Origin of the sequence: Fictibacillus sp. UD (assembly GCF_043558025.1) — a bacterium.
GTDB lineage: Bacteria > Bacillota > Bacilli > Bacillales > Fictibacillaceae > Fictibacillus.
The window spans coordinates 237,145-261,541 of the sequence record NZ_JARUHH010000002.1; the positions used below are offsets into that span (position 1 = coordinate 237,145).

Sequence of the window (24,397 nt, forward strand, 5' to 3'; positions counted from 1 at the left end):
CTTTACAAATAATGGTATCATAAAAGATATAGATTTGTTCATAAAAATAGGCGGAGGAACTGAATGTCATATCAAGATAAAGACTTAACCATTCGGCCCATTACTGAAAAAGATCTTCCCAAGCTATGGGAACTCATTTATAAAGAGGAAGCACCCGAATGGAAAAAGTGGGACGCTCCTTACTTTGAGCACAAGCACGTGCCATATGATGAGTTCATGTGGAACAAAGAACACTACGTGAACCAAGACAAACGATGGGCCATTAAAGTAAATGGCGAACTCATAGGAACTGTAAGTTATTATTGGGAGCACGAGCCTTCCCACTGGCTAGAGATGGGAATCGGCATTTACAACCCGCATTTCTGGAGCGGCGGTTACGGAACAAGAGCTATCCGTTTATGGATCAGCCATTTGTTTAACACGATGCCAATAGTGCGTGTCGGTTATACCACTTGGTCAGGCAACGAGCGCATGATTAAAGTGGGCGAAAAGTTAGGCATGACGATGGAAGGCAGGATGAGAAAGTGCCGGTATTACAACGGAGAATACTATGACTCCATCAGGATGGGTATTCTTCGGGAAGAATGGGAATCAACTGATTCATGGGGGTAAAAATATGGAGATCTTTTTAGTGCTTTCCGGATTTTTCTTGTTATTTGCGATTATCCATTATGCCGTAAGAACGGGGATTGATGATTCAAAAAAGATGAAAATTATACGAAAAGAGCTGTCAGAGATTAAAAAGCAGCTTGCCATTTTAGAAGAAAATAAGAAAAATAGCATTTAGCGTAAGATAGCACAAAAATAGTTGAAGAATCAGTTCGTAAAACGGCTCTTCACTTATACGTCATTGGGATAACACGTAATAATTCCGGAAATTTAGGAGATAATTCCGCGAATTACGAACTTAATTCCGCGAGTTCTTGGCTTAATCTCGCGAGTTTTCACTATAATTCCGCAAGTCTAATATTTAGCCATCCTCGGACTACAGTTTAATAGTAAAAAATAGCTTGGACGATATCTCCAAGCTATTTTTGTTGTTCAGCTATTCCATTCTCATTTTTACTGCTCTTGTCGAAATAAACGTTTTTATATATGAATCTAGCATCCGTTGGCCACCAAAGTCATCTTCATACAAACCGGTAATAACAAATCCCGCATCCAATTGGCCTTGAATCTGATCTTCAAGTGTATGGCTGAACTCTATCGTTTTATTGGACTGGCTGTATGCTTGTATCTCCTCTTCTGATAGATGTGAGATGCTTGAAGACGGAACAGCATGTCTCACTTCCAGATTCCCTTGCATCTCTTGCTCATCATCAAAAATGAACAGAAGTGGATTAACAAAACCTGCAATCAGAACGCCACCCTTTTTTAAAACACGAGCCGCCTCTTTCCACAGTGGTTTGACGTCTTCAATAAATAAATTGGATACAGGATGGATAATCATATCAAACTGTTCATCTGCAAAACAAGACAAATCTGTCATATTGCCCTGGACAGTTGTAAGCTTCAATCCATCGCGTTTTGCTACAAACTCATCTTGCTCTAACTGTTTAATCGATAAATCCATAACGGTCACATCTGCTCCTGCTGCAGCAAGAACCGGCGCCTGCTGACCACCTCCAGAAGCTAAACATAGAATTTTCACACCTTCTAATTCGTTAGGAAACCAATTTTTAGGAACACTCTTTTCTGTTGTGACTGAAATCTGCCAATCTCCTGTTCTACTTTGTTGAATAACCTCTTCACTCACACACTTCGTATAAACAGCTCCGTTCTCCACTTTCTTATCCCACGCCTGGCTGTTTTGTTTAATAACATCCATCATATTAATTCCCCTCTAATAACCTTTTATCGTTTTGTGCTCTTAATAATTAATGTCGTTGGTACGGCTTCCGCTTTTTCGCAGGAATACCAGGAGTTTGTAAATTTTTCGCGATCACTTTCTGGCAAGACCACTTCTTCAACCACTCTTTCAATTGTAAAACCAATCTTAATTAGCGCGTTCATATATGTACTAACTTTAAACTGCTGCATGATAGCGGTCGACTGCCAAGCTTCATGATCGTAAGGCCCTTCTTCATGGTAGGACTTTTCAAGAAGCAGATTCCCATCCACATGATTAATACGGCTGTACAGCGGATGTTCCCAACTAAAAACGAAGGTTCCCCCCGGTTTAAGATAAGTATGTATGTTGGTTAAGGTTTGCTCCAAGTTAGTTGTCCATCCTAATGCATAAATGGAATAAACAAGATCAAAATGATTTTCAGGAATTCCAGGATTGTTCTCCATAGGCGATTCAAATAATTTTACTTCAGCAGCGGTATCTTTCAGTACATGTTGAGCTGCCTTAATTTGTTGTGGGGTTAAATCTAAACCCCAAACCTCAGCCGCTCCCATTTCATCCATGTACTTAAGAGAGTGACCGCTCCCGCACCCAATATCTAAGACGTTTAATCCATGAAGATCTCCCAGCAAGTTTAATTCGTCTTCAAGCGGTGCAAAAGGTCCATACTCTGGTAAGGCAGTCCTCCCAAAAAATCGCTCTGCCACCACTTCCCAGCTTTTTTTGTTCATTGAAATAGTCTCAAGATTCATCGTATAACCCCCATTTATATCCTACAAATTGATTTCCATACATCTGTCGATTTCCCTGCAATGAAATTTTTGAGCGTGGGTGCTTGGCAGTGCGCGAGTCGAGATTTGTAGAAAAGCCTATATTTCTCTTTTTAGACTTAATTGAGACCACTTTAGACTTAATCCACTCACATAACAAAAACGCCTAATCCACTTCGCATCAGGCGCTTAACATTTTTAACACTATGTAAGGATCAGATCACGGCTTCTTAAGCGTTCTCGTTCCTTTTCTGCTGTTCGATACATTAAAACACTTCTGTAATGAGCGGCTCGATGGAGTTTGCCTCGTAAGGCTGCGCGGGTACTTTCGATGGGTAGATCCATACCGTTAGAAAAAATCACTCTAACATTTTTGTGGTCAATGGATTCAATGTCCTCGATGTGGGGCTGCGATAGCCAGATGCAGGAATCTTTTCGTGGTGATTGCGTGGGAAAGAAAAAAATATCAAGTTTGGTGTCAATCATAATCGGAGCAAAACACATTCTTCCCATATTGATGCGTGCAGCCTCTTTCTTCCCATCATACGTGCTGCCGTAATACGGACAAGTATCTTTAATGATTCTGAAAGGCTTTTTTTCAACGAGGATGATCGCATCTTTTTCATAAACTTCTGCACAAACGGCTCCCCACTGATTAATAAAAGGATAGATGGCCATGGTGTCACTTTTAATAAAATACTCCTCAACCTTATCGTGCACAATTTTGTACTTCATTCAAAACCTCCTAAAATGTTTTAATTCCCCAATAACCTTAATAATCCATAGTACAAATTTCCCTAAGATTCGTACTATATAGTAATATTTTACCATTTAATAAAACATGCATCTACATATTTCGCTAATAATTACCAAAATATTTAGTTTATTTAGCGTGTATCCGTTTTACTCATGTGCTTTCAGTTAAATGTCCATGCTCCCTATTTAAATGTTGAATACTAAATAAAAAAAGCCAGTGAATAATAATCATTCACTGACATGCATCACTTCCGCATTATTTTCTGAATAGTAAGGTTCATTGATTTTGGTAAATAGATGGGCAAAGCATAAACCGATCGCACTAAAAAGTAGCGTAACAATTAAAGTCGTTATGCCTGGATTTTCATTAACCGTTTGCCATAAAGGTGTATGTTGCCAGTTCGTTAAAGAATCCAGTTCACGACCCCTCATTTCATAAAGAAGAGACCAGGTTTGATAAACTTTAGCTAGAATAAATCCGATAACCGCACCAGTGGTAAAGCCTAAAAAATAAGCGAGTTCCAGTTTTCTAAGATTCTCCATCTATTTAAACCACCCTTCTTTTCACCCCTATCCTTACAATACTTTCCTTATAGATAAATCATTCCATAAAAAATAGGCACTACCCTTGAGTTGGGCTGCCCTCCTTAATAAATGGCATGCCAATTGTTTCACTAATTGATATGCCATTTATTTTATTTCTAAAAGTCATTCCGCTCCATCAAATTCTTCCTTGTTGTCGTTTATGTAAGGTTCTTCTTTTTTTATGAGTAAGTATGCAAAGTAAAGTCCGATCGAAGTACAAATTAAGAGTACAATAAACGTCGTAGTACCGGGGTTTGCATTTACTGACTGCCAAATTGGCGTGCCTTCCCAGCCTGTATCATTTGCTAGTTGAACCCCAATCTCAGCGTAAAGCATCGCCCAGATCTGATACACTTTTGCTGCAATAAAACCAACAATCATTCCGATTGTTCCTCCAATCAGATAATACACCTCACCTTTTGTCACCCCGAACTCCCCCATTTCTTATATAAGTTATAGAAATATATTCAAGTGAATAGAAACATAACCTTTTTTATTACACCTTTAAAATCACTGTCTTTTCAGATACGCCTCAAGTCTTATTCAAATTACATCTGGAGAAACTGTCTGCCTCTTCATTTAATGTTTAAACTAATCACATAAAGACATTATGAACGGAGACATACGTTATGACAGACACTTTTAGCAGAAAACAACTCACACTCGAACTTTTACTTCACATCACACTAACGTCATTAACTCTTGTAACTTTGTTTAAGTTGCTGCCGACCATTCAGCCAACCTTTAAATTAATCGGCATCGGACTTGCGATCATTATCGTAACTCTTGACTTGCTCTTTTTATGTAAACGCAATCTGAATTCTTTAAAAATCACTCGCTTGATCGCACTCTATTTCTTTGCTGTCAGCATGATCGTGTTTACGATCTTTTACGCGACAAAACTGTTGGTGTTAACCGACATGTACGGATTTGAAAACTTATTAAGAATTCATGAGTCTACTGCAAGATTCATCTATTTAGCCATTTGTTTCGCGCAGCCTATCATCCTGCCTCTGCCTGAAGTGGTAACAGTTGCGGCGGCCAGTGCTGTCTTTGGACCGTTCACAGCGATTTCCTTAGGATTTCTTGGTACACTTGCTGGAATCATCACGATGTTTTTCATCGCAAGGTTTGGCGGGCGGCGAATTATTTCAAGGTTTGTAAAATATGAACATCTCGCTAAATACCAAAGTTATGTACAAAAAAATGAAGTCCTCTTTTTAGCGATTATGTTCATTATTCCGATTTTACCGGACGAAATCATCTGTATTGGAGCTGGACTTGGAGGAGTTACGTTTCGGCGATTCCTTATAATTGCAGCACTATCGAAGCTTTTTACCTCAACGATCTTTGCTTACTCTGTTGAACTGGCGAAGATTTTCTCTTTAACAACAACTGAATTGATGGTGTATGCTTCCATTATTGCGGGGATTGCTTATATTTTAACAACGATGATAAAAAGACAAGTAAGGCAGAGAGAAGAGGCTTGATTAAAGAAAAGCTAGTTTCAACTTCGATAAATGACACGTTCGCTCAAAGAACCTATTGTTTCGCCCAAACTAGCACGTTTTACGCGCAGACTTGGTTCCGTTTCGCTCAGAAACGCTAATGTTAGCTCACAACACGATTTTTAGCAATTCTATTGTAAAAAGCTAACAAGAAACGGCCGTATTTTAAGCGTTTCCTGTTAGCTTTTTTCGTTATTTCACCCATTTATACATCAAAACATCGTCAACGTATTCACCATTACCGAATTTAAACTCTTTCACTTTGCGACCTTCCTCAACGAAACCTAATCTTTTATACAGCTCAATTGCTCTTGTATTCGTCGAGAATGTGCCTAACGTAACTTTTTCAATCACTGGATGCTGCTCAGCCCAATTCAATAATTCAGCAATCAACAACTTCCCTATCCCTTTGTTTCGGCAGTCTTTTTGCAGCATGATCGCGAACGATCCTGTGTGGTGCATACGCTTTCTCTCTTGTGATTTAAACACGATCCAGCCAACCACTTTATTATCCCATTCTGCGACAAGCATGGTTTCGCGGTCATGATCTAAAGTCTTCTGAATCCATTCTTCGTGCTCTTCGATCGTTTTATCAAATTCTTCAGAAACTGCGATAAAATAATCCTTTTCTTCAATAACCTCTCGCTGTATTTCAAGAACAGCTTCAGCATCTTCAATACGAGCAGTACGAATAATCGTTGTATTTATTTGTTCTACAGACATACTAATACCTCGTTTTCTAATATGAAATTGGCAAATGCGTGGGGGTAATCACACGTACAGCTAAAACCGATTCCTAAAAAAGAATCACGTATGACTCTCATCATTCACGATGGAAGTAACAATGTGCAAAGAATCCCATTCTCCACTTGAAAACTTGATAATGGGAAATTTTTTAGGGAATAGTTTCTGACGAATTGCTTCTGGTGTATCCCCTTGTTTTTGTAAAGTTAACACTTCATGTTGAAGACTTACTAAATAGTCTCGTTTTCGTTCTAGAGCTGCTCGTCCATCACTTAAAAATCCCGCATGACTGCAAAAAACATCCTGAAAATCGTATGTTAATACCCGTTCTAATGACCGAATAATGTCAGGTATGCTTTCTTCTTCTAAAGCAACTTTTGTTCGTTCACTGACAAACAAATCACCCGTGAACAGTTGGCCTGTTTGATGATTTAAAAAAGCATTGTGATCGTGAGCATGCCCTGGGGTAGGAATCACTTCCCACGTTGCATTTCTCGATTGAAACGTTGCAGGCATTGCTTCCGCATGAAACGGCTTCCTTTTTCCCCAAAAGAACTTCCTGTACAACGGATAATCTGCTGTCTGTGAGCAATAGTCGATTGTCTTTTCATCTAAGAAAAGCGGCACTTTCTTCGTTCTTTCAATATAAGCGGCACAACCTGTATGGTCTTCGTGAAAGTGAGTCATCATGACTTGATCGAAATCCGCTGTATCAATAAAGGGTTCAAAATAGTTATGTAAGGATTGAGCTCCCGTATCAATTAATACGCCATCTACTAAATAACAATAAACGTTTAACGCAACTCCTTGAAACATTAACTCTCCATTTACATAAGCAACCCCGTTCTTTTCACCCGAATGGGATTTCTTTTTTACAAACATCGCTTACCTCCCCATATCTTCTGACCCAAAGTTCTTAATAGTTATGAGATGGCCAGTTCTTGATAATCACTGCATCTTAAGTTCAATAAAAAAAACCACTTCTCCTTCTCCGAGAAATGGAATAAAGAATGAATTCGTTATAAAAAAATCCAAATCGCTTAGAACTCACATGAACAAACCCAAAGAATATATGCAATTCTTCCTATAAAAAGAACCTAAAACCTGACCGACGATAAAGAATAAAAATTTATTGTAATTCAATAAATAATTATTTATAATCAAGTAAAAATAATGAAAAATAGCGAGGTGTTTTTTATTAAAAATGGTTCAACATTCTTCTTGAAGATATCTGTTTTTCTTTTAGGAATTCCCGTTCTGGGTTTGTGTTTATTTTTGTTACCCCAACTAGCTATTAAAGCAACGGAAGAAGCACAAAAGGGATCAGAGTTGGCATATGTAGTTTTCGGCATCTTATTTGTTGTCTATGCGTCGACAATTCCTTTTTACTTCGCTCTCTATCAGGCTTTTAAGCTTTTACAGTATATTGACAAGAATAAAGCGTTCTCTGAGTTATCAGTTAGAGCTTTAAAGAAAATAAAAAACTGTGCGCTCACAATCAGCGGTCTTTATGTTGTTGCCTTACCATTGGTTTTTATCATTGCAGAGTGGGATGATGCACCAGGTCTCGTATTAGTTGGTATGGCCTTTATTGGGGCATCCATTGTTATAGCAGTATTCGCTGCCGTTCTCCAAAGGCTTTTAAAAGAAGCAATTGATCTAAAATCTGAAAATGATCTAACGGTCTGAGGTGACGGATATGGCTATTATTATTAACATTGATGTGATGTTGGCTAAAAGAAAAATGAGTGTAACAGAACTCTCAGAAAGGGTCGGAATAACAATGGCTAACCTTTCTATTTTGAAAAACGGAAAGGCAAAAGCCATTCGACTTACCACTTTAGACGCCATTTGTAAGGCTTTAGACTGTCAACCAGGAGATCTTTTGGAGTATAAACCTGACGAAGAAGAAGGGCGTTAACACTGCGGAGCACGAACTGTAACCCGAATAATAGACTTCTATTAAAGTCTCATATTCGGGTTTTTTCATGTTAATTTTATAAGCAAAAGACTGATCGTTTTTATGAACCTGAAGAATTACTGCCGGTACCGAAACCAGAACCAGATTTTGTTCCACTTGATGAAGGAGAAGTAGTCACATTGGAACTTGGCTTTGTTGTTGGATTTACTGTGGATGGCGTGGGTGAAGCAGGTTTAGTCAACGTTATTTTTCCTGTCGGCTTTGTTTTGAGTGGATTAGCTATTAGAAAGATCCACCAAGGAAATGAGTTTTCGTTGGCATAATAGTTAGAAGTTAATGTGGGTTCACCATTTTCATAAAGATCATCTAAAAAAGCAATTAACTCTTCTTCGTTGTATTCTAGGTTGTTCTCTTCCATATAAACCTCAATGGCTTGAAGATCCATGTCTGGATAGTTGGATTGTAAATGATCTAAGTCTACTTCATTTTCAACAACTACTTCTTCGTCCGTATAGACGTAGTCGTTAATCTCATCTTCTGAAAAAGTTAGTTCCTCTTGTACTGCAATCTCTTCCTTAGGGCTGCAAGCACTCAATGCAAAAGCTGTAGACAAGATACCACTTAAAAGCTTTTTGGTTTTTGACATTACGGTTCTCCTTTAACTAACTACTGAGTAAGTGTTTAAGATCATATTCGTTTTCTCTATTATTGTATTTTATTACCTTGTTTAAATTTACCATATTGACTTAATTCAACACACATTATTGAAGGAACTTTATTTATATATATATATATAAAATCAGCACTTCTTTTTAAAAGTGTGCTGATTTATGATTTCTTGTCCTTACATCTTTTATAAAGCCATTTCCACTAGCTTTTTCGTATAATCGTGTCGCTTCACAGAAAATATTTCTTCGGTCGGAAAGGTCTCCAACAACTCTCCATCTTTTAAAACAGCAATCTCTTCACACATAAATTGCACCGCCGCTAAGTCATGGGATATGAAAATAATCGACATACCCAACTCTTGTTTAAGTTGCTTTAACAAATTTAAAATTTGAGCCTGTACAGACACATCTAGACTTGATGTTGGTTCATCACATATAAGGAGAGCAGGCTGAAGGCTGATCGCTCTTGCTATCGCTATCCTTTGCTTTTGTCCACCGCTTAACTGGTGCGGAAACTTCTCTATTAAAGTTTGTGACAACCCGACTTGATTAAACAACATACCCGCCATTTGTTTCTTATCATGCCTGACTTCTTTTAAGAACGAGGGTACCACTTCAGGGTAGTTCTCTAATGGTTCAATTACTGATTTCCAGACAGGGAGTTTAGGGTTGAGAGAACTAGTAGGGTCTTGAAACACAATTTGAACGTGTCGCCTGAAGTTTTTTAATGATTTGCCTTTCAGATCATGAAGATGGACTCCCTGAAAAATGACTTCTCCCTTATCAACGGAAGTAAGGCCCAAAACAATCTTTGCCAGTGTACTTTTCCCGCTGCCGCTTTCTCCGATAACACCTAAGCTCTCTCCTCGGTTAACCCTCAATGTAATATCGCTTAACACAGGCTTGGCTTCATACGTTTTGGTAATTGAATGAATAGCTAACATCTTTCTTCAAACCTCCAGACACACTATGACATGCAACTAGGTGCTGTTTCCCTACTGTTTTCATCTGAGGTCGCTTGCTGCATTCCTCAGTTGCGTAGGGACATCTTAGTAAAAATGAACATCCACTTAGAGAAACGAGTCCTGGTTCACCATGGATGGTTGGAAGCTCTTTTGGAACCGATTTACTGAGTTTAAGACTGGATTGAAATAATAAATGGGTGTAGGGATGAACAGGATTGTTGGAGATTGCTCTTGTCTTTCCTATTTCAGCTATATGTCCACCATACATGACAGCGAGTTCATCGACTTTATTCACCATTTTCTTCAGATCATGAGAGATTAGTAGAACAGCACAATTCATTTCTTGTTGAACGTCCCTTAATAGATCTAAAATGATTTCTCCGTTCACGACATCTAAGGCAGTTGTCGGCTCATCGGCAATAATCAATTTTGGACGAAACATGATGGCAGCTGCAAGGGATGCTCTTTGTAACTGCCCGCCACTGAGTTGATACGGATAACTATTGAATACTCTTTCTGCCGGCAAGTTCACTCTATTTAACCAGTAAAGCGCCATCTCTTTTGCATCCGTTTTCTTTTTTGCAGTATGAGTTCTAATGATTTCAACCAATTGATGGCCTATTTTTATAAAAGGGGTAAAATAACTTTGGTAGTTTTGAGGCAAGTAGGCAATCTCCTTACCTCGTATCTGGCTGCATTCTTTTTCTGTAAGAGAAGTGATCTCATAACTGCCAAACTGAATTGTACCGCTCACAATCTCTAAAGAGGATGGCAGCAATCCCAAAATAGCTGTCGCTGTTAAACTCTTACCACTTCCACTTTCTCCTACCAATCCAAGCATCTGACCATTTTGAACACATAGATTCATATTTTTGATTAACATTTTCTTTTTATCGCGCAAAGAAATACTTAAATTCTTTATTTCAAGTATCGGTGTCATTTTATGATGACCTCCACTTTAAAGTCGTTTAACATCGAACTTGTCTCTAAGTCCTTCACCCATTAAGTTAAAAGAAAAGACGACAAAAAAGATGGCTAATCCTGGGTAGATCATGAGTTCAGGCGCTGTCTGAAAGTAAGGTCTACCATCATTTAACATGGCACCCCATTCTGCAGCAGGCGGTTGCGCTCCAAGCCCAAGATAGGATAGAGATGAAATAATTAAAATCACTTTTCCGATATCTAATGTTGCAAGCACAAGAACAGGAGAGATAATTTGGGGAAGCAAGTGTCTTCTCATGATTTTCCAATCTGAACTTCCACCAACTTTTGCTGCCAATACGTATTCTTTTGTACGTTCTGATATAACAATCCCCCTCACCACCCTTGTATATCCGATCCACTTTACTAAAACTATAGACATCATCAAGTTCGTCAGACTGGGACCTAAAAATCCTGCAATCGCAATGGCAAGAATGAACTCTGGTAAAGCGAGCAGTCCATCTGCAAAACGCATAAAGACTGTGTCAATCCTGCCTCCTCTATACCCTGTAACTAGACCAATGGGAATTCCAATCATGATAACTGTTAGTACGACGAGACCTGTAATCCCAAGAGTCGATTGAGAACCAATAATAAGACGAGAAAGTATACATCTTCCCATATGGTCCGTGCCAAGAGGATAGGTTAAACTCGGTGAAGATAAACGAACAGACATATTTGCTGTAAAGGGATCATTTGGAACAATAAAAGGGCCGATAAATGTTAGAAGCAGAATTAGGGTTAAAAAGGAAAGACCACTTACAATCATCACGTTTTCTTTTTTAAGCTGTTCCTTCAAGTTTATAATCGTTATTTGAGGGATTAATCTCACACTATCTCCTCTTTTCTACGAATGCGTGGATCGATTACATAATACGACAGGTCTACCAACAGATTCACAATGACTACAAATACTCCGGTTAACAAAACATACCCTTGAATGACAGGATAATCACGGCTAAAGATAGCATCTACGGCTAAACTTCCCAGCCCTGGCCAAGAGAATAAAATTTCAACAACAACCGCGCCTCCTAAAAAACTCCCCATGCTTAAACCAAACACAGTAATAACAGGAAGAATGGCCGCACGAAACGCATGAAACCAGAGAATGCGATATTCTTTTAACCCTCTCGCTCTTGCTGCTAAGATAAAATCTTCCGACATACTCTGCAGAAGCCCAGCACGAAGAAGTCTTCCGTAAACAACAGCAAACGTAAAACCTAGTGTAAAAGCAGGCAGGATAATCTGCGAAATCGTTCCAATGCCAGAGGAAGGCACCAGATTAAGTTGAAAAGCGAACACATAGATAAGAATTAATCCTAACCAAAAACTAGGTAGAGAAGCACCGATTAATGCAAGGATTCTGCTAATCTGATCAGGCCATTTCCCTGCATATGTAGCAGATATAACTCCCGTTGGCACAGCGATCAATACCATGATAAGGAGAGCAAATAGAGTAAGTTCTAGTGTAATTGGCAAACGCTCCATCAACTCATCCCAAACAGGTTTTCCAGTCATATAAGATTTTCCTAGATCCAATTGAACTAGGTTTAACATCCATTTTCCATATTGAATAAAAAGAGGCTGATCAAAGCCAAGCTCACTCCTGAGCTTAGCTTGATCATCTTCTGTGACTACCATTTCATCTGCGTTTAATATGGTTAAGACCGGATCGCCTGGTGCTAATTTCATTAAGGCAAAGGTGAAGATGGATAGCAAAAACAACACGATTGTCAGTTGAATCAACCGTCTTTTTATGATCGAGAACAATTACTTCACATCCAACGTATGTGTTAATATATAGTACTCCTCAGCAGTCGGCTTCCAATTCAGAACCCGTTTATTCATACCCACAATAATGTTAGGGTAGACGGCGTAACTGTGCGCTACTTCCTGGTTAATAATTCTGGCAGCCTGCTGCGTTAACTTCGTACGTTTTTCCAGATCACTAGTTGCATTTAATTTCTTAATCACTTCATTCAGTTCTGGAATGTTGACTTTCCCGACATTTAACGCTCCGTGCTCTGATAACGCTGTATTAAAAAAGTAGCTTCCATCGCCTCTAGGTGACGTGTTATTGCTGTATGTTCCGAGATCCCAATCTTTATTTTCAGTTAAATGAGTATCTGCGTTTTCAACATTCTTGATTTCAATGGTTACACCAGCTTTAGCTGCATCTGATTGCATCAGTTGAGCGATTAACGGAAGCTCAGGACGTGCTTTATATGTGATCAGTTCAAGCGTTAAAGGCTTGCCGTCTTTTTCCATCTTGCCATCAGCATTTTCTGTATATCCAGCCTTTCTTAATAAATTCTTTGCTTTCTCAACATTCATTTCTTTTACTTCATCATCAATTCCAAATGGCAGGTTGCTATTAAACGGACCATTGGCTGGAACTCCGTGTCCTAGCATAATTTCTTTTGCCACGCTTTTTCGGTCCAGCAGAAGGTCTAATGCCTCTCTCACCTTTACATCAGATACTTTCTGGCTTTGACTGTTATAAAGGATAAAATGTGCTCGAAGGCCAGGAACAGATTCAACACTTAATTCGTTCTCTTTTTCGATGGCTTTCAAGCTTTCAGCAGGCAGGTTGTAAACAACATCCGCTTCTTTTGACTGTAATGCAAGAGCTCTTACATTCGCATCTTCATTAAATTTAATGATAGCGTAATCGACTTTCGGCTTCCCTGCCCAATAATCTTTATTTTTTTCCACTTCAACTTGTTGGTTTGCTTTGAATTTCTTTACTGTAAAAGGGCCAGTCCCAATCGGATTATTTCTAAACTCTTCTTTGCCAGCCTTTTCTTCTGCTTCAGTATCAACAATGGATGTATATGGATTTACAAGTTCAGAAGGCAGTGCAGGGTATGGTTCAGTCGTTTGAATCTTGAGTATTTGTCCGTCTGCTTGCATTGATTTAATTTTTAAAGACTCACCGAGAGATTCATTTACTTCAACACTTCTCTCTAGAGACTGTTTGACTGACTCAGCATCGAGTTTTTTACCATTTTGAAAAGTAACGTCATCACGGATGGTAAACGTCCATTCTCTGTTATCAGTCGTCTCCCACTTTTCCGCAAGCCATCCTTCAATGTTTGATTTCTTATCTAACTTTAAAAGAGTTTCTGTAATACCAGCTCGAATTGGAGTAAATCCTGTATGCGGATCTAAGTTTGCTGCTTTAAAACTAAAGATCATCGTTACTTTCTTTTCGGTATCATTCTGTTTACTCGTACTCGTTTGAGTTGTGGAGCAGCCTGCCACCATGATAAGAATGAAACATAAAGCGCATGCTATAAGTTTTTTATAATAATTCATCTAATACCATCCTTTATATCGTTTTAAACCGTATTCATTACGATTTATAGATTAAAAAAATTAAGCTCTTTTCACTTTGAGCTTCTTTATTTTCGCTTCTAATTCTTTTCTTCTTGATAAGAAGATACAAGAAGCAATGATGAGAATACCACCCATAACAGTGTTGGTATCGGGCACCTCCATCCAGAATAAGAAACCCCAGAAAGCGTTAAAAACAATACCAATGTAACGAGTGATTTCTACAACTACAACATTCTCATGTGTAAAAGCACTTGTTAAAAACAGCTGCCCAATAAGGGATACGACTCCAATACAGATGAGATAAAACAGCTCTATAAGAGACGGAATAACAAAATCATTCCACATCAAGGGAATACTTACCACGGTTGCCGTTGCCAAGAAATAGAACACGATCTCGTAGGCATGATGTTTCTGGCTCAAATAACGAATGGATGTTGCAGCACAGGCTGCAAAAAAAGCAGCAACAACACCAATAAAGGCATACAGAGAATAAGATGAGAATTCCTGTGGATCGATGAGCATGTAAGCTCCCAATAATACGGCCGGCAATACATACATAAGCGTTATTGGTACTTTTTCCTTCAAAAAGATACCAGCTAGAAGAACAGCAAAAAATGGTGATAGATGAGCAAGAATACTTGCATCTGCTAGTGGAATCTTTGCAATCGTATAGAAATAGGCAAGCAGATAAAGCGCACCAAATATTCCTCTAACGGCAAGCATAGGAATCCCCTTTTTAGAAAAAGGAACCTTTTTACGTCTCATGATAATAAATATAATAATCGTGCCTATCAAACTTCTAAAGAATACCGTTTCTGAATATGGAATAGTTAAACTTACAGCTTTTACAAGTGCGTTCATAATGCTAAAGATGAACGAAGACAGTACAGCAAGCCATACACCATTCATCATCATAACTCGCCTCTTGCTTTCAGGAAGGCTTCAACATCCTGTGATGCTGATTCTTTCCAAGGTTTGAGCAGCGGTTGGTTCATTCCAATTCTGGATTCTATCCTTTCACACTGTAATTCAAACTGAGCTATAAGAGCTTCCGTCTTTGGCATATTGAGACCAAACGCTTTGCTTATCCCATTAATCACGCATAATTTTTGATAATCTTCAAAAGGAATTCTTGGAACATGCCAACGTTTCTCTTCTACTTCTTTAGCTCTCTTAAAGGGAACAGCCGAAAATTCAAAATATCTGCCGTTTTGATCAGGTGTTGAAAAAGGATCGATCAGAATCGTAGAATAGCGAATATACAATAAGTACTCTTGTTTAATCCTCTCGTACGTCTCATAGTTTTCAATATCTTCTCGTGATAGACTTTCTTCTGGAACAGGGTAGTTATCATCATTTAAGAACTGTAATAAGTTAATAGGCATCGCTCCAAGATACGTGACTAGATTTGATATCTCTTTCCATAGAGCCACCATCGTTCTGATCGACTCCTGTGTAATAGGACCTTCTGGATATAATTTATACAAGAATTTTTTCCCAGCAGAAGACATATCGAATATCTCGTACAATGTAAAAGCGTTCATGAAAAGAGCTGGATGAACATAGGTCGTTATATTTCTACATTCTGCATCAACCGTGTTATCCACCATCACTGCTTCAATTTCTAACTCATTCAAAAGACGATTCAGAACTTCCAGTATCGGGCTTTTTTCTTTTGTAGATGCCATGTAAATGCGTTTTTTGTACGTTTTTGTATGTGCACTTATCACTGAGTTAGAACTGCTAAATTTTGTAGCCGCGTAATAAGTCGACATGCTGATGACTTCGACCCTATTGCAATCAATATAATTTTTCACTAAATCATTTGAACCGATATTTGGAGAAATCAGGATAATGGTCTTTAACCGTTTCCAATGTCCTGCATGAAGTGTTTTCATCACATCCGAATAGCTATGAGAAGGTGTTGAAAGAATAAGTGTGTCCCACTCGTCTTGAACAGAATCACAGTCATCAGAGAAACTGCTAATCTTCGCTTTGAATTCTGTATCTATTCCTTGAACGGTCAGTGAAACGTGATAATCATTTTCTCCTAATTCCACTTTAAGTCGGTCAGCATGAATACCAGGTCGGTTATACAAACCAATTTTTTTGCTATATCCTCTTGAAAGATGAACGGCAATTTGAATAGCAGCAGGACCAACACCTGCAATAAGCGTGTTGCCTAGATCTTTCTTTATAAATTCTTGAATTTCCACAACTTCCTCACTTTCTTACGTTTTACGTTTATGTAGTGCCTGTGCTTTTTTCTAAAACCAAGGTGTCATAAAAGCTATCTGCCTTCGTAACCTTCTTTAACTTCCATTCCTTTGATAAATCCGTTTCTAAAGGATAATTAAAGATTGATTTCAATCCATTGCCATAACGAAGGATGACTCTTGTATTCGGCTGCAATGCACTTTTAAGTTCTGAAAGTACCTCTTGTTTATTTTTCACTAGAGAAGCAATCACCACATGAGTAGCCTCATTAGCAAAATCCACCTTCTGTAACGGTTGATTGGAAAATGTAACATGATTGGAAAGGCCAGTAATTCCTGCTACTTTCTCGCCCATTATTACGGCTTCTTGATCAATATCCACACAAAAGACTTCAGCCTTTTTTTCGCTTGCAATCGTAAGTGCTGAAACAGGAAAGGCACCTGAACCAATAAAAAGAACCTTAGAGCTACATGTAATCTGGAGTTCTTCCATTTCTTGTTTTACAGATTTAGAGAGAGTATGTATGTATTCACTGGCATTGAGTTGATGATTGCATGAACGCACGCTCTGGTACTTTTCTAAATTACATAGAGCTTGAACAGCAGCTTCTCGTACTCGTTCAGAATAGACTGCTATGTCATCATCCTCTCCCCATTCTCGCCACAGACTGATGTTGTTGTCATCCGTTATAAACTGGTGTAGACCATCAAGCTTTGCTTTTAGCAGGTCAAAACAATCCTCGCATTCTTCAGCAAACTTGGATAATTCATTGATTTCATACTCCATCACTTTGAGAGACAATAATAATTGAAATCTTTCCTTCACATCGTACCTCCTTTTTCATAAAATTTAAATCGTAATAATTACGATTTGTATCGTATCATCAAAACTCTTAGCTCGTCAATGAGTATTTTTATAGTTAAAAACACAAAAAAAAAACAGAGGCCTATATTCTGGTCTCTGTTCAATACTATTTTCTCATTACAATGCGCTTATTTGTCATACATTTTCTCAGTTAAGTAGTAACCAAGTGCAACCACCATAAGACGAAAGGCATGTTTGATTCACAAAAAATATTTTTGAAGCATTCCTACTTCAATTATTCTTAAAATTTGTGATACATACATTTTTTTGGATAATTAGATGCAACCCGCACTATAAGGTAGAAAATTTGGGATTGATAATCAAAGTTTGACAAAAGTTTTTAGGGATTTTAAATCCGGTTATTTCTCCTATAACTTGGGGACTATAAGTTGGTAATCATACTTGAATGTTACAGGAGGAATGCATTTATGCTGACAAAAGTTCTTCATTTCCTTCCTGATTGGATCGTATTTGTACAAAGCTTGGTTTGTTTCATCGTGCCAATCGGCATTGCAAAGTTTTTTAAATGGATTAATTCGCTAGAGAAAGTGTGAGAGCATCATGAGAAGAAAATCATCTAAGTATTCTGACCAAGAAAGAGAACGAGAGAATGAAGAACAATCAAACTCCTTTACTTTTACAGGAGACTACGCCGTTGATCTTGATCGGATTCAGAGTAAGATCGGACAAAATAGTGACGTACATATCCGAGAATTTAAGGTAGAAACACTGCATGCTAGGGCTGCTCTCATCTTTATTGATGGATTAGCAGATATAGATTTGATCAACAATAATATTCTCCGCAGTTTAATGTCTGTCGATGAACAAGAATATGAAAGTCGTGATATCACAGCTTCTGCCAGAGAACGATTGAAATCTCATATGCTTTCTGTAGGAAAAATTGACGAGACATCTCATATACAAAGCTTCAACGCTTCTATTCTGTCTGGATCTGCTGGGTTACTTGTAGAAGGAACATCAATTGGTTTTGTTCTTGATGTTGCAAAAGCGAAGACTAGGAATATCGAAGAACCCCAATCAGAAGCATTAGTTCGAGGACCAAGAGTTGGATTTGTTGAGCAGTTATCAGATAATACGGCCTTGTTAAGAAACCTGTCCAAAACAGAGGACCTCACGATCAATACATTTACAGTGGGCACAAAATGCAAAAAGAATTTAGCTGTTGTCTATATGAGGGACATCGTAGATCCACAGCTTCTAGAAGAGGTTATACAGCGAATTCATTCCATTACAATGGATGACTTGCCTGAGTCTGGGTATGTGGAGCAGTTAATTGAAGATAATCAATTCAGTCCGTTTCCACAGATTCAAAATACCGAACGTCCTGATCGTGTTATGGGAGCGATTCTTGAAGGCCGGGTTGGCATCTTATTGGATGGTACTCCGTTTGCGCTTATTCTACCCGTTACTTTCAATATGCTTCTGCAGTCACCCGAAGATTATTACGAGCGATGGATTTCCGGAACGCTCATTCGAATGCTGCGTTATTTAGCTGCTTTTATCGCGTTGTTCGGACCTTCCCTCTATATTGCGTTTAGCTCGTTTCATCAAGGATTGATTCCGACCAAGCTTGCGATTTCCATTGCCGCAAGTCGAGAAGGCGTTCCTTTTCCTCCCTTGATCGAAGCGATGATAATGGAGATCTCAATCGAAATTTTACGAGAAGCTGGGCTACGTCTTCCAAAACCTGTCGGACAATCCCTCGGAATCGTTGGAGGGTTGATTGTCGGTGAAGCTGCCGTGCAGGCTGGTATCGTCAGTCCCATCATGGTTATCGTGGTTGCAGTAACCGCCATCTCTTCTTTTACCTTGCCGCATTATAGCATAGGCATCACGATTCGTTTTCTCAGATTCGTCGTCATGCTGTTCTCTGCCGTATTTGGTCTTTATGGTGTTGTGCTGTTTGTCCTGTTATTATGCACGCACCTCGTTAAACTCAAGAGCTTTAACGTCCCTTATTTAAGCCCTGCGGTTCCCTATCAGTTAAGCGATTTAAAGGATCTTTTAATTCGTACGCCACTCTCTATGATGAAACGGCGCCCCAAACTGATGCATACGCAAGAGAGCAAAAGGAAATAATCAATGTGATTATCTAGCAAGGAGTAATAAGGAGTGATCTCTATGACGAAACAAAAATTCGATCAGATTACTACTCCACAAACGGTCGTAATCATTAGTAATTTTATTTTAGGGATAGGCATATTGACGCTGCCAAGAACGGTAACCGAAAAAGTCAAAACTCCTGACGGCTGGATCACGATCATATTGGGTGGAATTCTTGCTCTTCTTGTTGCTATCATCATGGTCAAACTGGCTGAACGTTTTCCGGGAAGAAGCATTTTTCAATATAGCAACGAAATTACAGGGAAATTAATCGGCTCGATCATCAGTCTATGCATCATCGTCTATTATCTCACGCTCGCAAGTTTCGAACTGAGAGCAATGTCAGAAACTACACGTCTTTTCTTATTGCAAGGGACCCCCACCTGGGCGATCATTCTCCCCTTTATTTGGATTGGACTTTATCTGATCACCGGCGGCATCAACCCGATTGCGAGAATGTTTGAGATCATTTTTCCCGTCACCATCCTTTTCTTTCTCGTTGTCATGTTTTTAGGATTAAAAGTATTTGAAATTGACAACCTTCGTCCGGTGATGGGAATGGGCATAATGCCTGTTATGAAAGGATTGACCACTACTTCTTTATCATTTGTAGGATTTGAGATCATCTTAATCATCTATATGTATATGAAAAAACCTGCACGTGCTTTAAAAGCAACGATCATCGGGTTAAGCATCTCACTCGTCTTCTATTGTGTCACCTTTGTTATGGTGATCGGCGCACTGTCCACTGATGGCGCAGTCACTCAAACATGGCCTGTATTAACGTTTATCAGAAGTTTCGAGTTACAAGGGTTATTTGTAGAACGGTTCGATTCCCTACTTCTCGTCATTTGGATCATGCAGCTGTTTACCACGTTTTCCGTTTGCTATTATGCGGCAGCTCTCGGCTTATCTCACCTTTTGAAAAAGAAAATTGATCTTTTTATTTACGGCCTTGCACCTATGATCTATATCGTATCCATGATGCCGAGAAACATTAACGAAATGTTTGCGCTCGGCTCGATGATTGGCAATTTTACGCTTTACTTTTTCAGTAGTGTTCCCATCCTCTTGTTGCTCATCTCACTTCTGCGAGGGAAAAAAACATGAACAAACTACGGATGAAATACATATGCCTTACGATCACCTTATGTTTAAACCTTACTGTACTGACCAGCTGTTGGAGCTACACACCCATTGAGGATGTAAATTTTGTAGCAGGAGCTGCATTGGATGCAGAAAAGGGCGGGAATCTTTCCTCTACGCTTCAGTATGTTGTTCCTCATGAAAAAGGCGGTGGTCAAACATCAGGTTTATCCGGACATAAACAGTATATCAACGTAAAAGAAACAGGTGATTCATTGGAACCCATCGGCTGGGAAACAACGCTTAAAAGGGAAGGAATCATCTTTGGTGCTCACGAAAAAATTGTCGTGATCGGCAAAAAGCTAGCGAGTCAGGCAGACATGGAACAGCTCATTGATTTGTATTACCGGGATATCGATATTCGGGGAAGTACCCTTGTTTTTATTGCACACGGACGCGCAGGAAATATATTAGAATCTAACGAGCCCGATGTCGTTCCTTCGTATCGGATCTATGATATCGCCAATCAGCAATCAACGACCAGAATGTTGAAGCCAACCTCCTTAATCCAGATGTTAAGCAAAATGGAGTCAGATTCAAGCTTTGCCGTGCAAATGCTCACCACTGAAAAAGGGGAATTAACATTCGATGGCGCAGCAGTCTTCAAAGGAACAAGCAAAAAACTTATTGGTACATTGAACAAGAAAGAGATTGAAGGCCTAAACCTTATAACAGGTGACAGCAAGAGCGGTTCCATTCGCTCAGACAGGGCAAAACCAGTTTATCTTCAGATTCAAAAGATAAACTCAAAGATTACACCATATATAAATGGTGACATCATCTCCTTTCACATCAACATTTCAATTGATGGACGCATCGCAGAGGACTGGAAAAAATCAATTGATCTGTTTGAAGATACAAATGTGAGAAAGGTTGAAAAAGAAATTCAAAAAGAAGCCGAAACGATGGTTCAACAAACAGTGACTAAAATGAAGGATGACCTTGGCGTTGATGTAGCAGGTTTCGGCAATGCGTTAAGAATACAGCGGCCGAGAGACTGGCACCGTATGAAGAAAGACTGGGATGAACGGTTTAAAACCGCATCCGTCACGTCAAAGGTCAGCATTCATGTTACCGATTATGGCATGATCGGGAAAAGAAAAAAATAAGTTCCATTTTATAAGGGAAACTTCAAAGAAAAAAAGGAAAGCTGACCTCAATGGTTGGCTTTCCTTTTTTAAAGAGCTTTTTTATAAGGTTGCCTGTGCTGAGAGTGGATGGCAATTGGCAGCTTATCACAAGCCTTGATGCTTCCAGAAGCTTCATTCATATTTATCGAGTCTTTCTGCAAATGACTGAGTTTCTTTACAAAAAACCACCTGATGATGTGAAGAAGGTCCTTGATATGGGGATGCTTGAAAGTGTAACGATGACTTGGAACAAGCTTGAAGCGCTGCTTGAAGATATGAAGTAAAAGTCTGTTTGACTTCTATTAGTAATTGGCGAAAACTCCCAGTATGTATGGCTGCTTATTTATTTCTACTTTATGATAATAAAGCATGATTTAAGCTTTTTTATCGCAAACATAAGCTTCAAGATATAAGAACATGGGAACAATGAGTGTAGCAATCTAGATTGAATAACCCATTGACCTTTTTCTATTTATCTTTTAAAATCCTTTCAGCAGCATGATTTGCGATAGTACATAACAAGGCAGCAAAATATGGAGTTGATTGCATGTTAAACTTGGAATTGTTTCAGCAGTTACCTGTTAAAATTTTAACAGTGGCAGTGCTGATTATATTAACGGCTTATTTTATTCGTAAATCCATTCAGCTTTTCTTTGAGAAGACCAGCTTCTTGGATGAAAATCGGGAAGAAACCTTGATGCATTTTTCGAACCAAGTCCTTAAAGGGCTGGGACTGGTGTTCTTCTTAATTTATGTCCTTAGCCACTTCTTCGACCTTACAAGGCTTGTTACCGGCTCGGTCGTTGTGGCCGGTGCCTTGGCAATAATCTTTCAACATATCATCCGGGATTATATTATGGGGCTTGCCTACCTCTTTGAACGCCAGATTCATCTTGGAGATTATGTCATCATCAATGGCAATAGACAAGGAAAAATTGAGGAAATCAGCATGCGTCACCTGCAGATTCGCCAGTATGACGGGTATGTCTATACGGTCTCCTACGGCAATATTACAGAACTTCAGAACGGGAACCGAGGTATGCGCCGCGTGAACGAAAGCCTAATTCTCAACTATAGACAAAATCCGGACGAAGCTTTTAAGGTGATGGAAGAAGTAGCAAGAACGTGCAATGAGAAATACGATGAATTTCTTTTAAAAGATTTTCACGGTGCTCCCGTTGAAGGTTTTAAATTCAACCAAATTACTGAATTAAATGTAGATTACAGAGGGCACCGATATTCCCTTTCAGGTCTAGTGAAGGAAGCACATTTTGTAGACGCCAGCAAAAAAGTAAGATATGAGCTGGCGATGGCAGCGTATATGAACAACTTGATGATGGCAGAAAGCGGCGAATTGGAGAACAAGAAGAGTTTTGATCCTCAGGGTTAATTATAAGAGCTTGCATTAATATACTCCCCTATAGGTAGACAGAAAAAAATCTGTTTACTTTAAGGGGAGTATTTTTTATGTTGAAAAAGGAGGGACCGTTTTCCTTCACAAGATAAGTGAGAGGATATCGAAATTATTCCTTATTTGGCAAGAGGCAAATGGATCGTAAAACATGTTCCTTTTTTCAATTCGCTCTCAATTTTAATCTGTCCGCCCATTTGCTTTACGATTTGATGGCAAACGGTTAACCCCAGGCCAGTTCCTTTTTCCTTCGTTGAATAATAAGGGCTGCCTAGTTTTTTGATTTGGTTTTCGGTCATTCCTACACCGTTATCTTTAATTTGAATGGATATGAAGCCATTTGGTTGTTTTGCAGCTGAAATCCAGATTTCCCCTTCGCTTTTAATCGCTTCAACCGCATTTTTGATCACGTTAATTAATACTTGCTGAATCTCCAGTTTAAGACCTTGGATCTCAAGAGATGGCTCAACTTGCTGGGTAATATGTATGCTGTTTAAAATGGCATATGATCGCATCACATCAATGGATTGTTGAATGACAGAAGATAAATCAATCACTTCATATTGCTCGGTTTGCGGTTTTGCCAGCGCTAAATATTGATTGATGATTTCCTGTGCCCGGTCTAACTCATCAATTGAAATTCTTATGTACAATTGCTGTTCTTCTGTTAAATTTTCCTTTTGCATTAGTTGCATAAACCCTCGAACAGATGTCATTGGATTTCGGATTTCGTGGGCAACTGAAGCAGCAAGCTGGCTGACAACATTCATCTTTTCCGTTCGAATCAGTTCTTGTCTCATTTTTATTTGCTCATTCATGTTTTCAATTAAATAGATGATGGTAATAAGCGTTGCTAAAACAATAAGAGATGAGCTTAATTCAAAGATCGTTTGCCTATCATCTCCTTTTAACTGAAGAGAGATCCCTCTTGTAATCGGAATCATCATATAAAACAAGCTGATCACGATGACTTTGCCTCTTATTCGATAACGATGAAACAAGCTGGTTATTGGTAGTAACAGAAGACAGAATATCGTATAATTTCCGATTAAGACCAACAGCCTCTGGTCTGTAAAGTAACCAGTAATAAGCAATGCCAACAGTGCTGCAAACCCTACTCGTTTTCCTCCGTATAAAAAGGATAGAATGATCGCTACCGCTTTGAAGTCATATTTATAGATTTCGTGATATAGAACAGGCTGGCTCATTGTGAAAACCAATATTATTATCATGAAAAGAAAAAACTTTGAATGTATCTTCTTCCTTTTTTCTTCTCTTTCATTAAAAAAGACTTGATAAAACAGGATTGTAAATAGAATGAAAACCACGTGCAAGCACATGCTTTGAATAGACTCCCACATACCGTTCCCTACTTCCTAGATATACCTCGCTAATTTGATTTTCGACAAATTTGAAGAA

General features: G+C 38.8%; 28 protein-coding genes. 11 read left to right on the top strand and 17 right to left on the bottom strand.

Annotation, left to right across the window (positions count from 1 at the left end; genetic code table 11):
- Positions 1-63 precede the first annotated feature (63 nt).
- Positions 64-612, top strand: coding sequence for a GNAT family N-acetyltransferase (locus tag P8610_RS04815; protein ID WP_394603313.1), 549 nt, complete (start codon positions 64-66; stop codon positions 610-612).
- A gap of 4 nt (positions 613-616) precedes the next feature.
- The gene (locus tag P8610_RS04820) at positions 617-787 is read left to right on the top strand and encodes a hypothetical protein (RefSeq protein WP_394603314.1); all 171 of its coding nucleotides are present in this window, start codon (positions 617-619) and stop codon (positions 785-787) included.
- A 258-nt stretch (positions 788-1,045) separates the two neighbouring features.
- Here P8610_RS04820 and P8610_RS04825 read toward each other — a convergent pair whose 3' ends face one another.
- The 5 genes from P8610_RS04825 to P8610_RS04845 all read right to left on the bottom strand — a co-directional run bounded on the left by P8610_RS04825 (position 1,046) and on the right by P8610_RS04845 (position 4,386).
- A complete protein-coding gene (locus P8610_RS04825) occupies positions 1,046-1,828 on the bottom strand; it encodes a class I SAM-dependent methyltransferase (protein WP_394603315.1) in 783 nt (260 codons plus the stop codon).
- Between the two features lie 26 nt (positions 1,829-1,854).
- A complete protein-coding gene (locus P8610_RS04830) occupies positions 1,855-2,601 on the bottom strand; it encodes a class I SAM-dependent methyltransferase (RefSeq protein ID WP_394603316.1) in 747 nt (248 codons plus the stop codon).
- Positions 2,602-2,823: 222 nt separating this feature from the next.
- A complete protein-coding gene (locus tag P8610_RS04835) occupies positions 2,824-3,354 on the bottom strand; it encodes a competence protein ComK (RefSeq protein ID WP_394603317.1) in 531 nt (176 codons plus the stop codon).
- Between the two features lie 249 nt (positions 3,355-3,603).
- Positions 3,604-3,918, bottom strand: a complete 315-nt coding sequence (locus P8610_RS04840; RefSeq protein WP_394603318.1) for a hypothetical protein — start codon at positions 3,916-3,918, stop codon at positions 3,604-3,606.
- A gap of 165 nt (positions 3,919-4,083) precedes the next feature.
- Entirely contained in the window at positions 4,084-4,386 is a 303-nt protein-coding gene (locus P8610_RS04845; RefSeq protein WP_394603319.1) for a hypothetical protein, read from the bottom strand.
- A 203-nt stretch (positions 4,387-4,589) separates the two neighbouring features.
- Here P8610_RS04845 and P8610_RS04850 point away from each other — a divergent pair, with 203 nt between their 5' ends.
- Entirely contained in the window at positions 4,590-5,450 is an 861-nt protein-coding gene (locus tag P8610_RS04850; protein ID WP_394603320.1) for a TVP38/TMEM64 family protein, read from the top strand.
- A gap of 210 nt (positions 5,451-5,660) precedes the next feature.
- Here P8610_RS04850 and P8610_RS04855 read toward each other — a convergent pair whose 3' ends face one another.
- Both P8610_RS04855 and P8610_RS04860 read right to left on the bottom strand, forming a co-directional pair.
- Positions 5,661-6,191 (bottom strand): GNAT family N-acetyltransferase, encoded by a 531-nt coding sequence (locus P8610_RS04855; RefSeq protein ID WP_394603321.1) that lies wholly within the window; start codon positions 6,189-6,191, stop codon positions 5,661-5,663.
- Between the two features lie 84 nt (positions 6,192-6,275).
- Positions 6,276-7,094 (bottom strand): MBL fold metallo-hydrolase, encoded by an 819-nt coding sequence (locus P8610_RS04860; RefSeq protein ID WP_394603322.1) that lies wholly within the window; start codon positions 7,092-7,094, stop codon positions 6,276-6,278.
- Between the two features lie 315 nt (positions 7,095-7,409).
- Between P8610_RS04860 and P8610_RS04865 the strand changes: the two genes are divergently transcribed.
- Together P8610_RS04865 and P8610_RS04870 are read left to right on the top strand one after the other, a co-directional pair.
- A complete protein-coding gene (locus P8610_RS04865) occupies positions 7,410-7,901 on the top strand; it encodes a DUF2975 domain-containing protein (protein ID WP_394603602.1) in 492 nt (163 codons plus the stop codon).
- A 10-nt stretch (positions 7,902-7,911) separates the two neighbouring features.
- Complete coding sequence (locus P8610_RS04870) at positions 7,912-8,133, top strand: helix-turn-helix domain-containing protein (protein ID WP_394603323.1); 222 nt, start codon at positions 7,912-7,914, stop codon at positions 8,131-8,133.
- 100 nt (positions 8,134-8,233) lie between these two features.
- Here P8610_RS04870 and P8610_RS04875 read toward each other — a convergent pair whose 3' ends face one another.
- The 9 genes from P8610_RS04875 to P8610_RS04915 all read right to left on the bottom strand — a co-directional run bounded on the left by P8610_RS04875 (position 8,234) and on the right by P8610_RS04915 (position 17,128).
- On the bottom strand, positions 8,234-8,779 hold the full coding sequence (locus tag P8610_RS04875) for a hypothetical protein (RefSeq protein ID WP_394603324.1): 546 nt from the start codon (positions 8,777-8,779) through the stop codon (positions 8,234-8,236).
- Positions 8,780-8,986: 207 nt separating this feature from the next.
- Positions 8,987-9,745, bottom strand: coding sequence for an ABC transporter ATP-binding protein (locus tag P8610_RS04880; protein WP_394603325.1), 759 nt, complete (start codon positions 9,743-9,745; stop codon positions 8,987-8,989).
- The gene (locus P8610_RS04885) at positions 9,711-10,706 is read right to left on the bottom strand and encodes an ABC transporter ATP-binding protein (protein WP_394603326.1); all 996 of its coding nucleotides are present in this window, start codon (positions 10,704-10,706) and stop codon (positions 9,711-9,713) included. The genes P8610_RS04880 and P8610_RS04885 overlap by 35 nt, the downstream gene beginning before the upstream one ends.
- A gap of 18 nt (positions 10,707-10,724) precedes the next feature.
- The gene (gene nikC, locus P8610_RS04890) at positions 10,725-11,516 is read right to left on the bottom strand and encodes a nickel transporter permease (RefSeq protein ID WP_394603603.1); all 792 of its coding nucleotides are present in this window, start codon (positions 11,514-11,516) and stop codon (positions 10,725-10,727) included.
- A 59-nt stretch (positions 11,517-11,575) separates the two neighbouring features.
- Positions 11,576-12,517, bottom strand: coding sequence for a nickel ABC transporter permease (gene nikB, locus P8610_RS04895; protein WP_394603327.1), 942 nt, complete (start codon positions 12,515-12,517; stop codon positions 11,576-11,578).
- On the bottom strand, positions 12,518-14,065 hold the full coding sequence (gene nikA / locus P8610_RS04900; protein WP_394603328.1) for a nickel ABC transporter substrate-binding protein: 1,548 nt from the start codon (positions 14,063-14,065) through the stop codon (positions 12,518-12,520). It lies immediately after the preceding gene.
- A 60-nt stretch (positions 14,066-14,125) separates the two neighbouring features.
- A complete protein-coding gene (locus tag P8610_RS04905) occupies positions 14,126-15,001 on the bottom strand; it encodes a DMT family transporter (RefSeq protein ID WP_394603329.1) in 876 nt (291 codons plus the stop codon).
- Entirely contained in the window at positions 14,998-16,302 is a 1,305-nt protein-coding gene (locus P8610_RS04910) for an opine metallophore biosynthesis dehydrogenase (protein ID WP_394603330.1), read from the bottom strand. Before P8610_RS04910 ends, P8610_RS04905 begins: the two co-directional genes overlap by 4 nt.
- A gap of 28 nt (positions 16,303-16,330) precedes the next feature.
- On the bottom strand, positions 16,331-17,128 hold the full coding sequence (locus P8610_RS04915) for a nicotianamine synthase family protein (RefSeq protein WP_394603331.1): 798 nt from the start codon (positions 17,126-17,128) through the stop codon (positions 16,331-16,333).
- Between the two features lie 467 nt (positions 17,129-17,595).
- Here P8610_RS04915 and P8610_RS04920 point away from each other — a divergent pair, with 467 nt between their 5' ends.
- The 6 genes from P8610_RS04920 (at position 17,596) to P8610_RS04945 (ending at position 22,957) form a co-directional block, all read left to right on the top strand.
- Positions 17,596-17,721, top strand: coding sequence for a hypothetical protein (locus tag P8610_RS04920; RefSeq protein ID WP_394603332.1), 126 nt, complete (start codon positions 17,596-17,598; stop codon positions 17,719-17,721).
- A gap of 7 nt (positions 17,722-17,728) precedes the next feature.
- Positions 17,729-19,267 carry a spore germination protein gene (locus P8610_RS04925; protein WP_394603333.1) on the top strand — a complete coding sequence of 513 codons (1,539 nt, stop codon included), beginning with the start codon at positions 17,729-17,731 and terminating at the stop codon, positions 19,265-19,267.
- A gap of 42 nt (positions 19,268-19,309) precedes the next feature.
- Positions 19,310-20,401, top strand: coding sequence for a spore germination protein (locus tag P8610_RS04930; protein WP_394603334.1), 1,092 nt, complete (start codon positions 19,310-19,312; stop codon positions 20,399-20,401).
- Entirely contained in the window at positions 20,398-21,546 is a 1,149-nt protein-coding gene (locus tag P8610_RS04935; protein ID WP_394603335.1) for a Ger(x)C family spore germination protein, read from the top strand. The genes P8610_RS04930 and P8610_RS04935 overlap by 4 nt, the downstream gene beginning before the upstream one ends.
- A 95-nt stretch (positions 21,547-21,641) precedes the next feature.
- Positions 21,642-21,851 (top strand): hypothetical protein, encoded by a 210-nt coding sequence (locus tag P8610_RS04940; RefSeq protein WP_394603336.1) that lies wholly within the window; start codon positions 21,642-21,644, stop codon positions 21,849-21,851.
- A gap of 263 nt (positions 21,852-22,114) precedes the next feature.
- Positions 22,115-22,957 carry a mechanosensitive ion channel family protein gene (locus P8610_RS04945; RefSeq protein ID WP_394603337.1) on the top strand — a complete coding sequence of 281 codons (843 nt, stop codon included), beginning with the start codon at positions 22,115-22,117 and terminating at the stop codon, positions 22,955-22,957.
- A gap of 140 nt (positions 22,958-23,097) precedes the next feature.
- Here P8610_RS04945 and P8610_RS04950 read toward each other — a convergent pair whose 3' ends face one another.
- Positions 23,098-24,186: an ATP-binding protein gene (locus P8610_RS04950; RefSeq protein WP_394603338.1), complete on the bottom strand. Its 1,089-nt coding sequence runs from the start codon at positions 24,184-24,186 to the stop codon at positions 23,098-23,100.
- Between the last annotated feature and the right edge of the window lie 211 nt (positions 24,187-24,397).

What these genes read in the sequence shown, in the direction of transcription:
- P8610_RS04925 (WP_394603333.1), top strand. Translation starts at nt 17,729, where the DNA reads ATGAGAAGAAAATCATCTAAGTATTCTGACCAAGAAAGAGAACGAGAG.
- P8610_RS04875 (WP_394603324.1), bottom strand. Translation starts at nt 8,779, where the DNA reads ATGTCAAAAACCAAAAAGCTTTTAAGTGGTATCTTGTCTACAGCTTTT.
- P8610_RS04930 (WP_394603334.1), top strand. Translation starts at nt 19,310, where the DNA reads ATGACGAAACAAAAATTCGATCAGATTACTACTCCACAAACGGTCGTA.
- P8610_RS04945 (WP_394603337.1), top strand. Translation starts at nt 22,115, where the DNA reads ATGTTAAACTTGGAATTGTTTCAGCAGTTACCTGTTAAAATTTTAACA.
- P8610_RS04855 (WP_394603321.1), bottom strand. Translation starts at nt 6,191, where the DNA reads ATGTCTGTAGAACAAATAAATACAACGATTATTCGTACTGCTCGTATT.
- P8610_RS04820 (WP_394603314.1), top strand. Translation starts at nt 617, where the DNA reads ATGGAGATCTTTTTAGTGCTTTCCGGATTTTTCTTGTTATTTGCGATT.
- P8610_RS04860 (WP_394603322.1), bottom strand. Translation starts at nt 7,094, where the DNA reads ATGTTTGTAAAAAAGAAATCCCATTCGGGTGAAAAGAACGGGGTTGCT.
- nikC (WP_394603603.1), bottom strand. Translation starts at nt 11,516, where the DNA reads ATGATTGTAAGTGGTCTTTCCTTTTTAACCCTAATTCTGCTTCTAACA.
- P8610_RS04920 (WP_394603332.1), top strand. Translation starts at nt 17,596, where the DNA reads ATGCTGACAAAAGTTCTTCATTTCCTTCCTGATTGGATCGTATTTGTA.
- P8610_RS04950 (WP_394603338.1), bottom strand. Translation starts at nt 24,186, where the DNA reads ATGAGCCAGCCTGTTCTATATCACGAAATCTATAAATATGACTTCAAA.
- P8610_RS04850 (WP_394603320.1), top strand. Translation starts at nt 4,590, where the DNA reads ATGACAGACACTTTTAGCAGAAAACAACTCACACTCGAACTTTTACTT.
- P8610_RS04905 (WP_394603329.1), bottom strand. Translation starts at nt 15,001, where the DNA reads ATGATGATGAATGGTGTATGGCTTGCTGTACTGTCTTCGTTCATCTTT.
- P8610_RS04885 (WP_394603326.1), bottom strand. Translation starts at nt 10,706, where the DNA reads ATGACACCGATACTTGAAATAAAGAATTTAAGTATTTCTTTGCGCGAT.
- P8610_RS04835 (WP_394603317.1), bottom strand. Translation starts at nt 3,354, where the DNA reads ATGAAGTACAAAATTGTGCACGATAAGGTTGAGGAGTATTTTATTAAA.
- nikA (WP_394603328.1), bottom strand. Translation starts at nt 14,065, where the DNA reads ATGAATTATTATAAAAAACTTATAGCATGCGCTTTATGTTTCATTCTT.
- P8610_RS04870 (WP_394603323.1), top strand. Translation starts at nt 7,912, where the DNA reads ATGGCTATTATTATTAACATTGATGTGATGTTGGCTAAAAGAAAAATG.
- P8610_RS04825 (WP_394603315.1), bottom strand. Translation starts at nt 1,828, where the DNA reads ATGGATGTTATTAAACAAAACAGCCAGGCGTGGGATAAGAAAGTGGAG.
- P8610_RS04830 (WP_394603316.1), bottom strand. Translation starts at nt 2,601, where the DNA reads ATGAATCTTGAGACTATTTCAATGAACAAAAAAAGCTGGGAAGTGGTG.
- P8610_RS04840 (WP_394603318.1), bottom strand. Translation starts at nt 3,918, where the DNA reads ATGGAGAATCTTAGAAAACTGGAACTCGCTTATTTTTTAGGCTTTACC.
- P8610_RS04880 (WP_394603325.1), bottom strand. Translation starts at nt 9,745, where the DNA reads ATGTTAGCTATTCATTCAATTACCAAAACGTATGAAGCCAAGCCTGTG.
- P8610_RS04935 (WP_394603335.1), top strand. Translation starts at nt 20,398, where the DNA reads ATGAACAAACTACGGATGAAATACATATGCCTTACGATCACCTTATGT.
- P8610_RS04815 (WP_394603313.1), top strand. Translation starts at nt 64, where the DNA reads ATGTCATATCAAGATAAAGACTTAACCATTCGGCCCATTACTGAAAAA.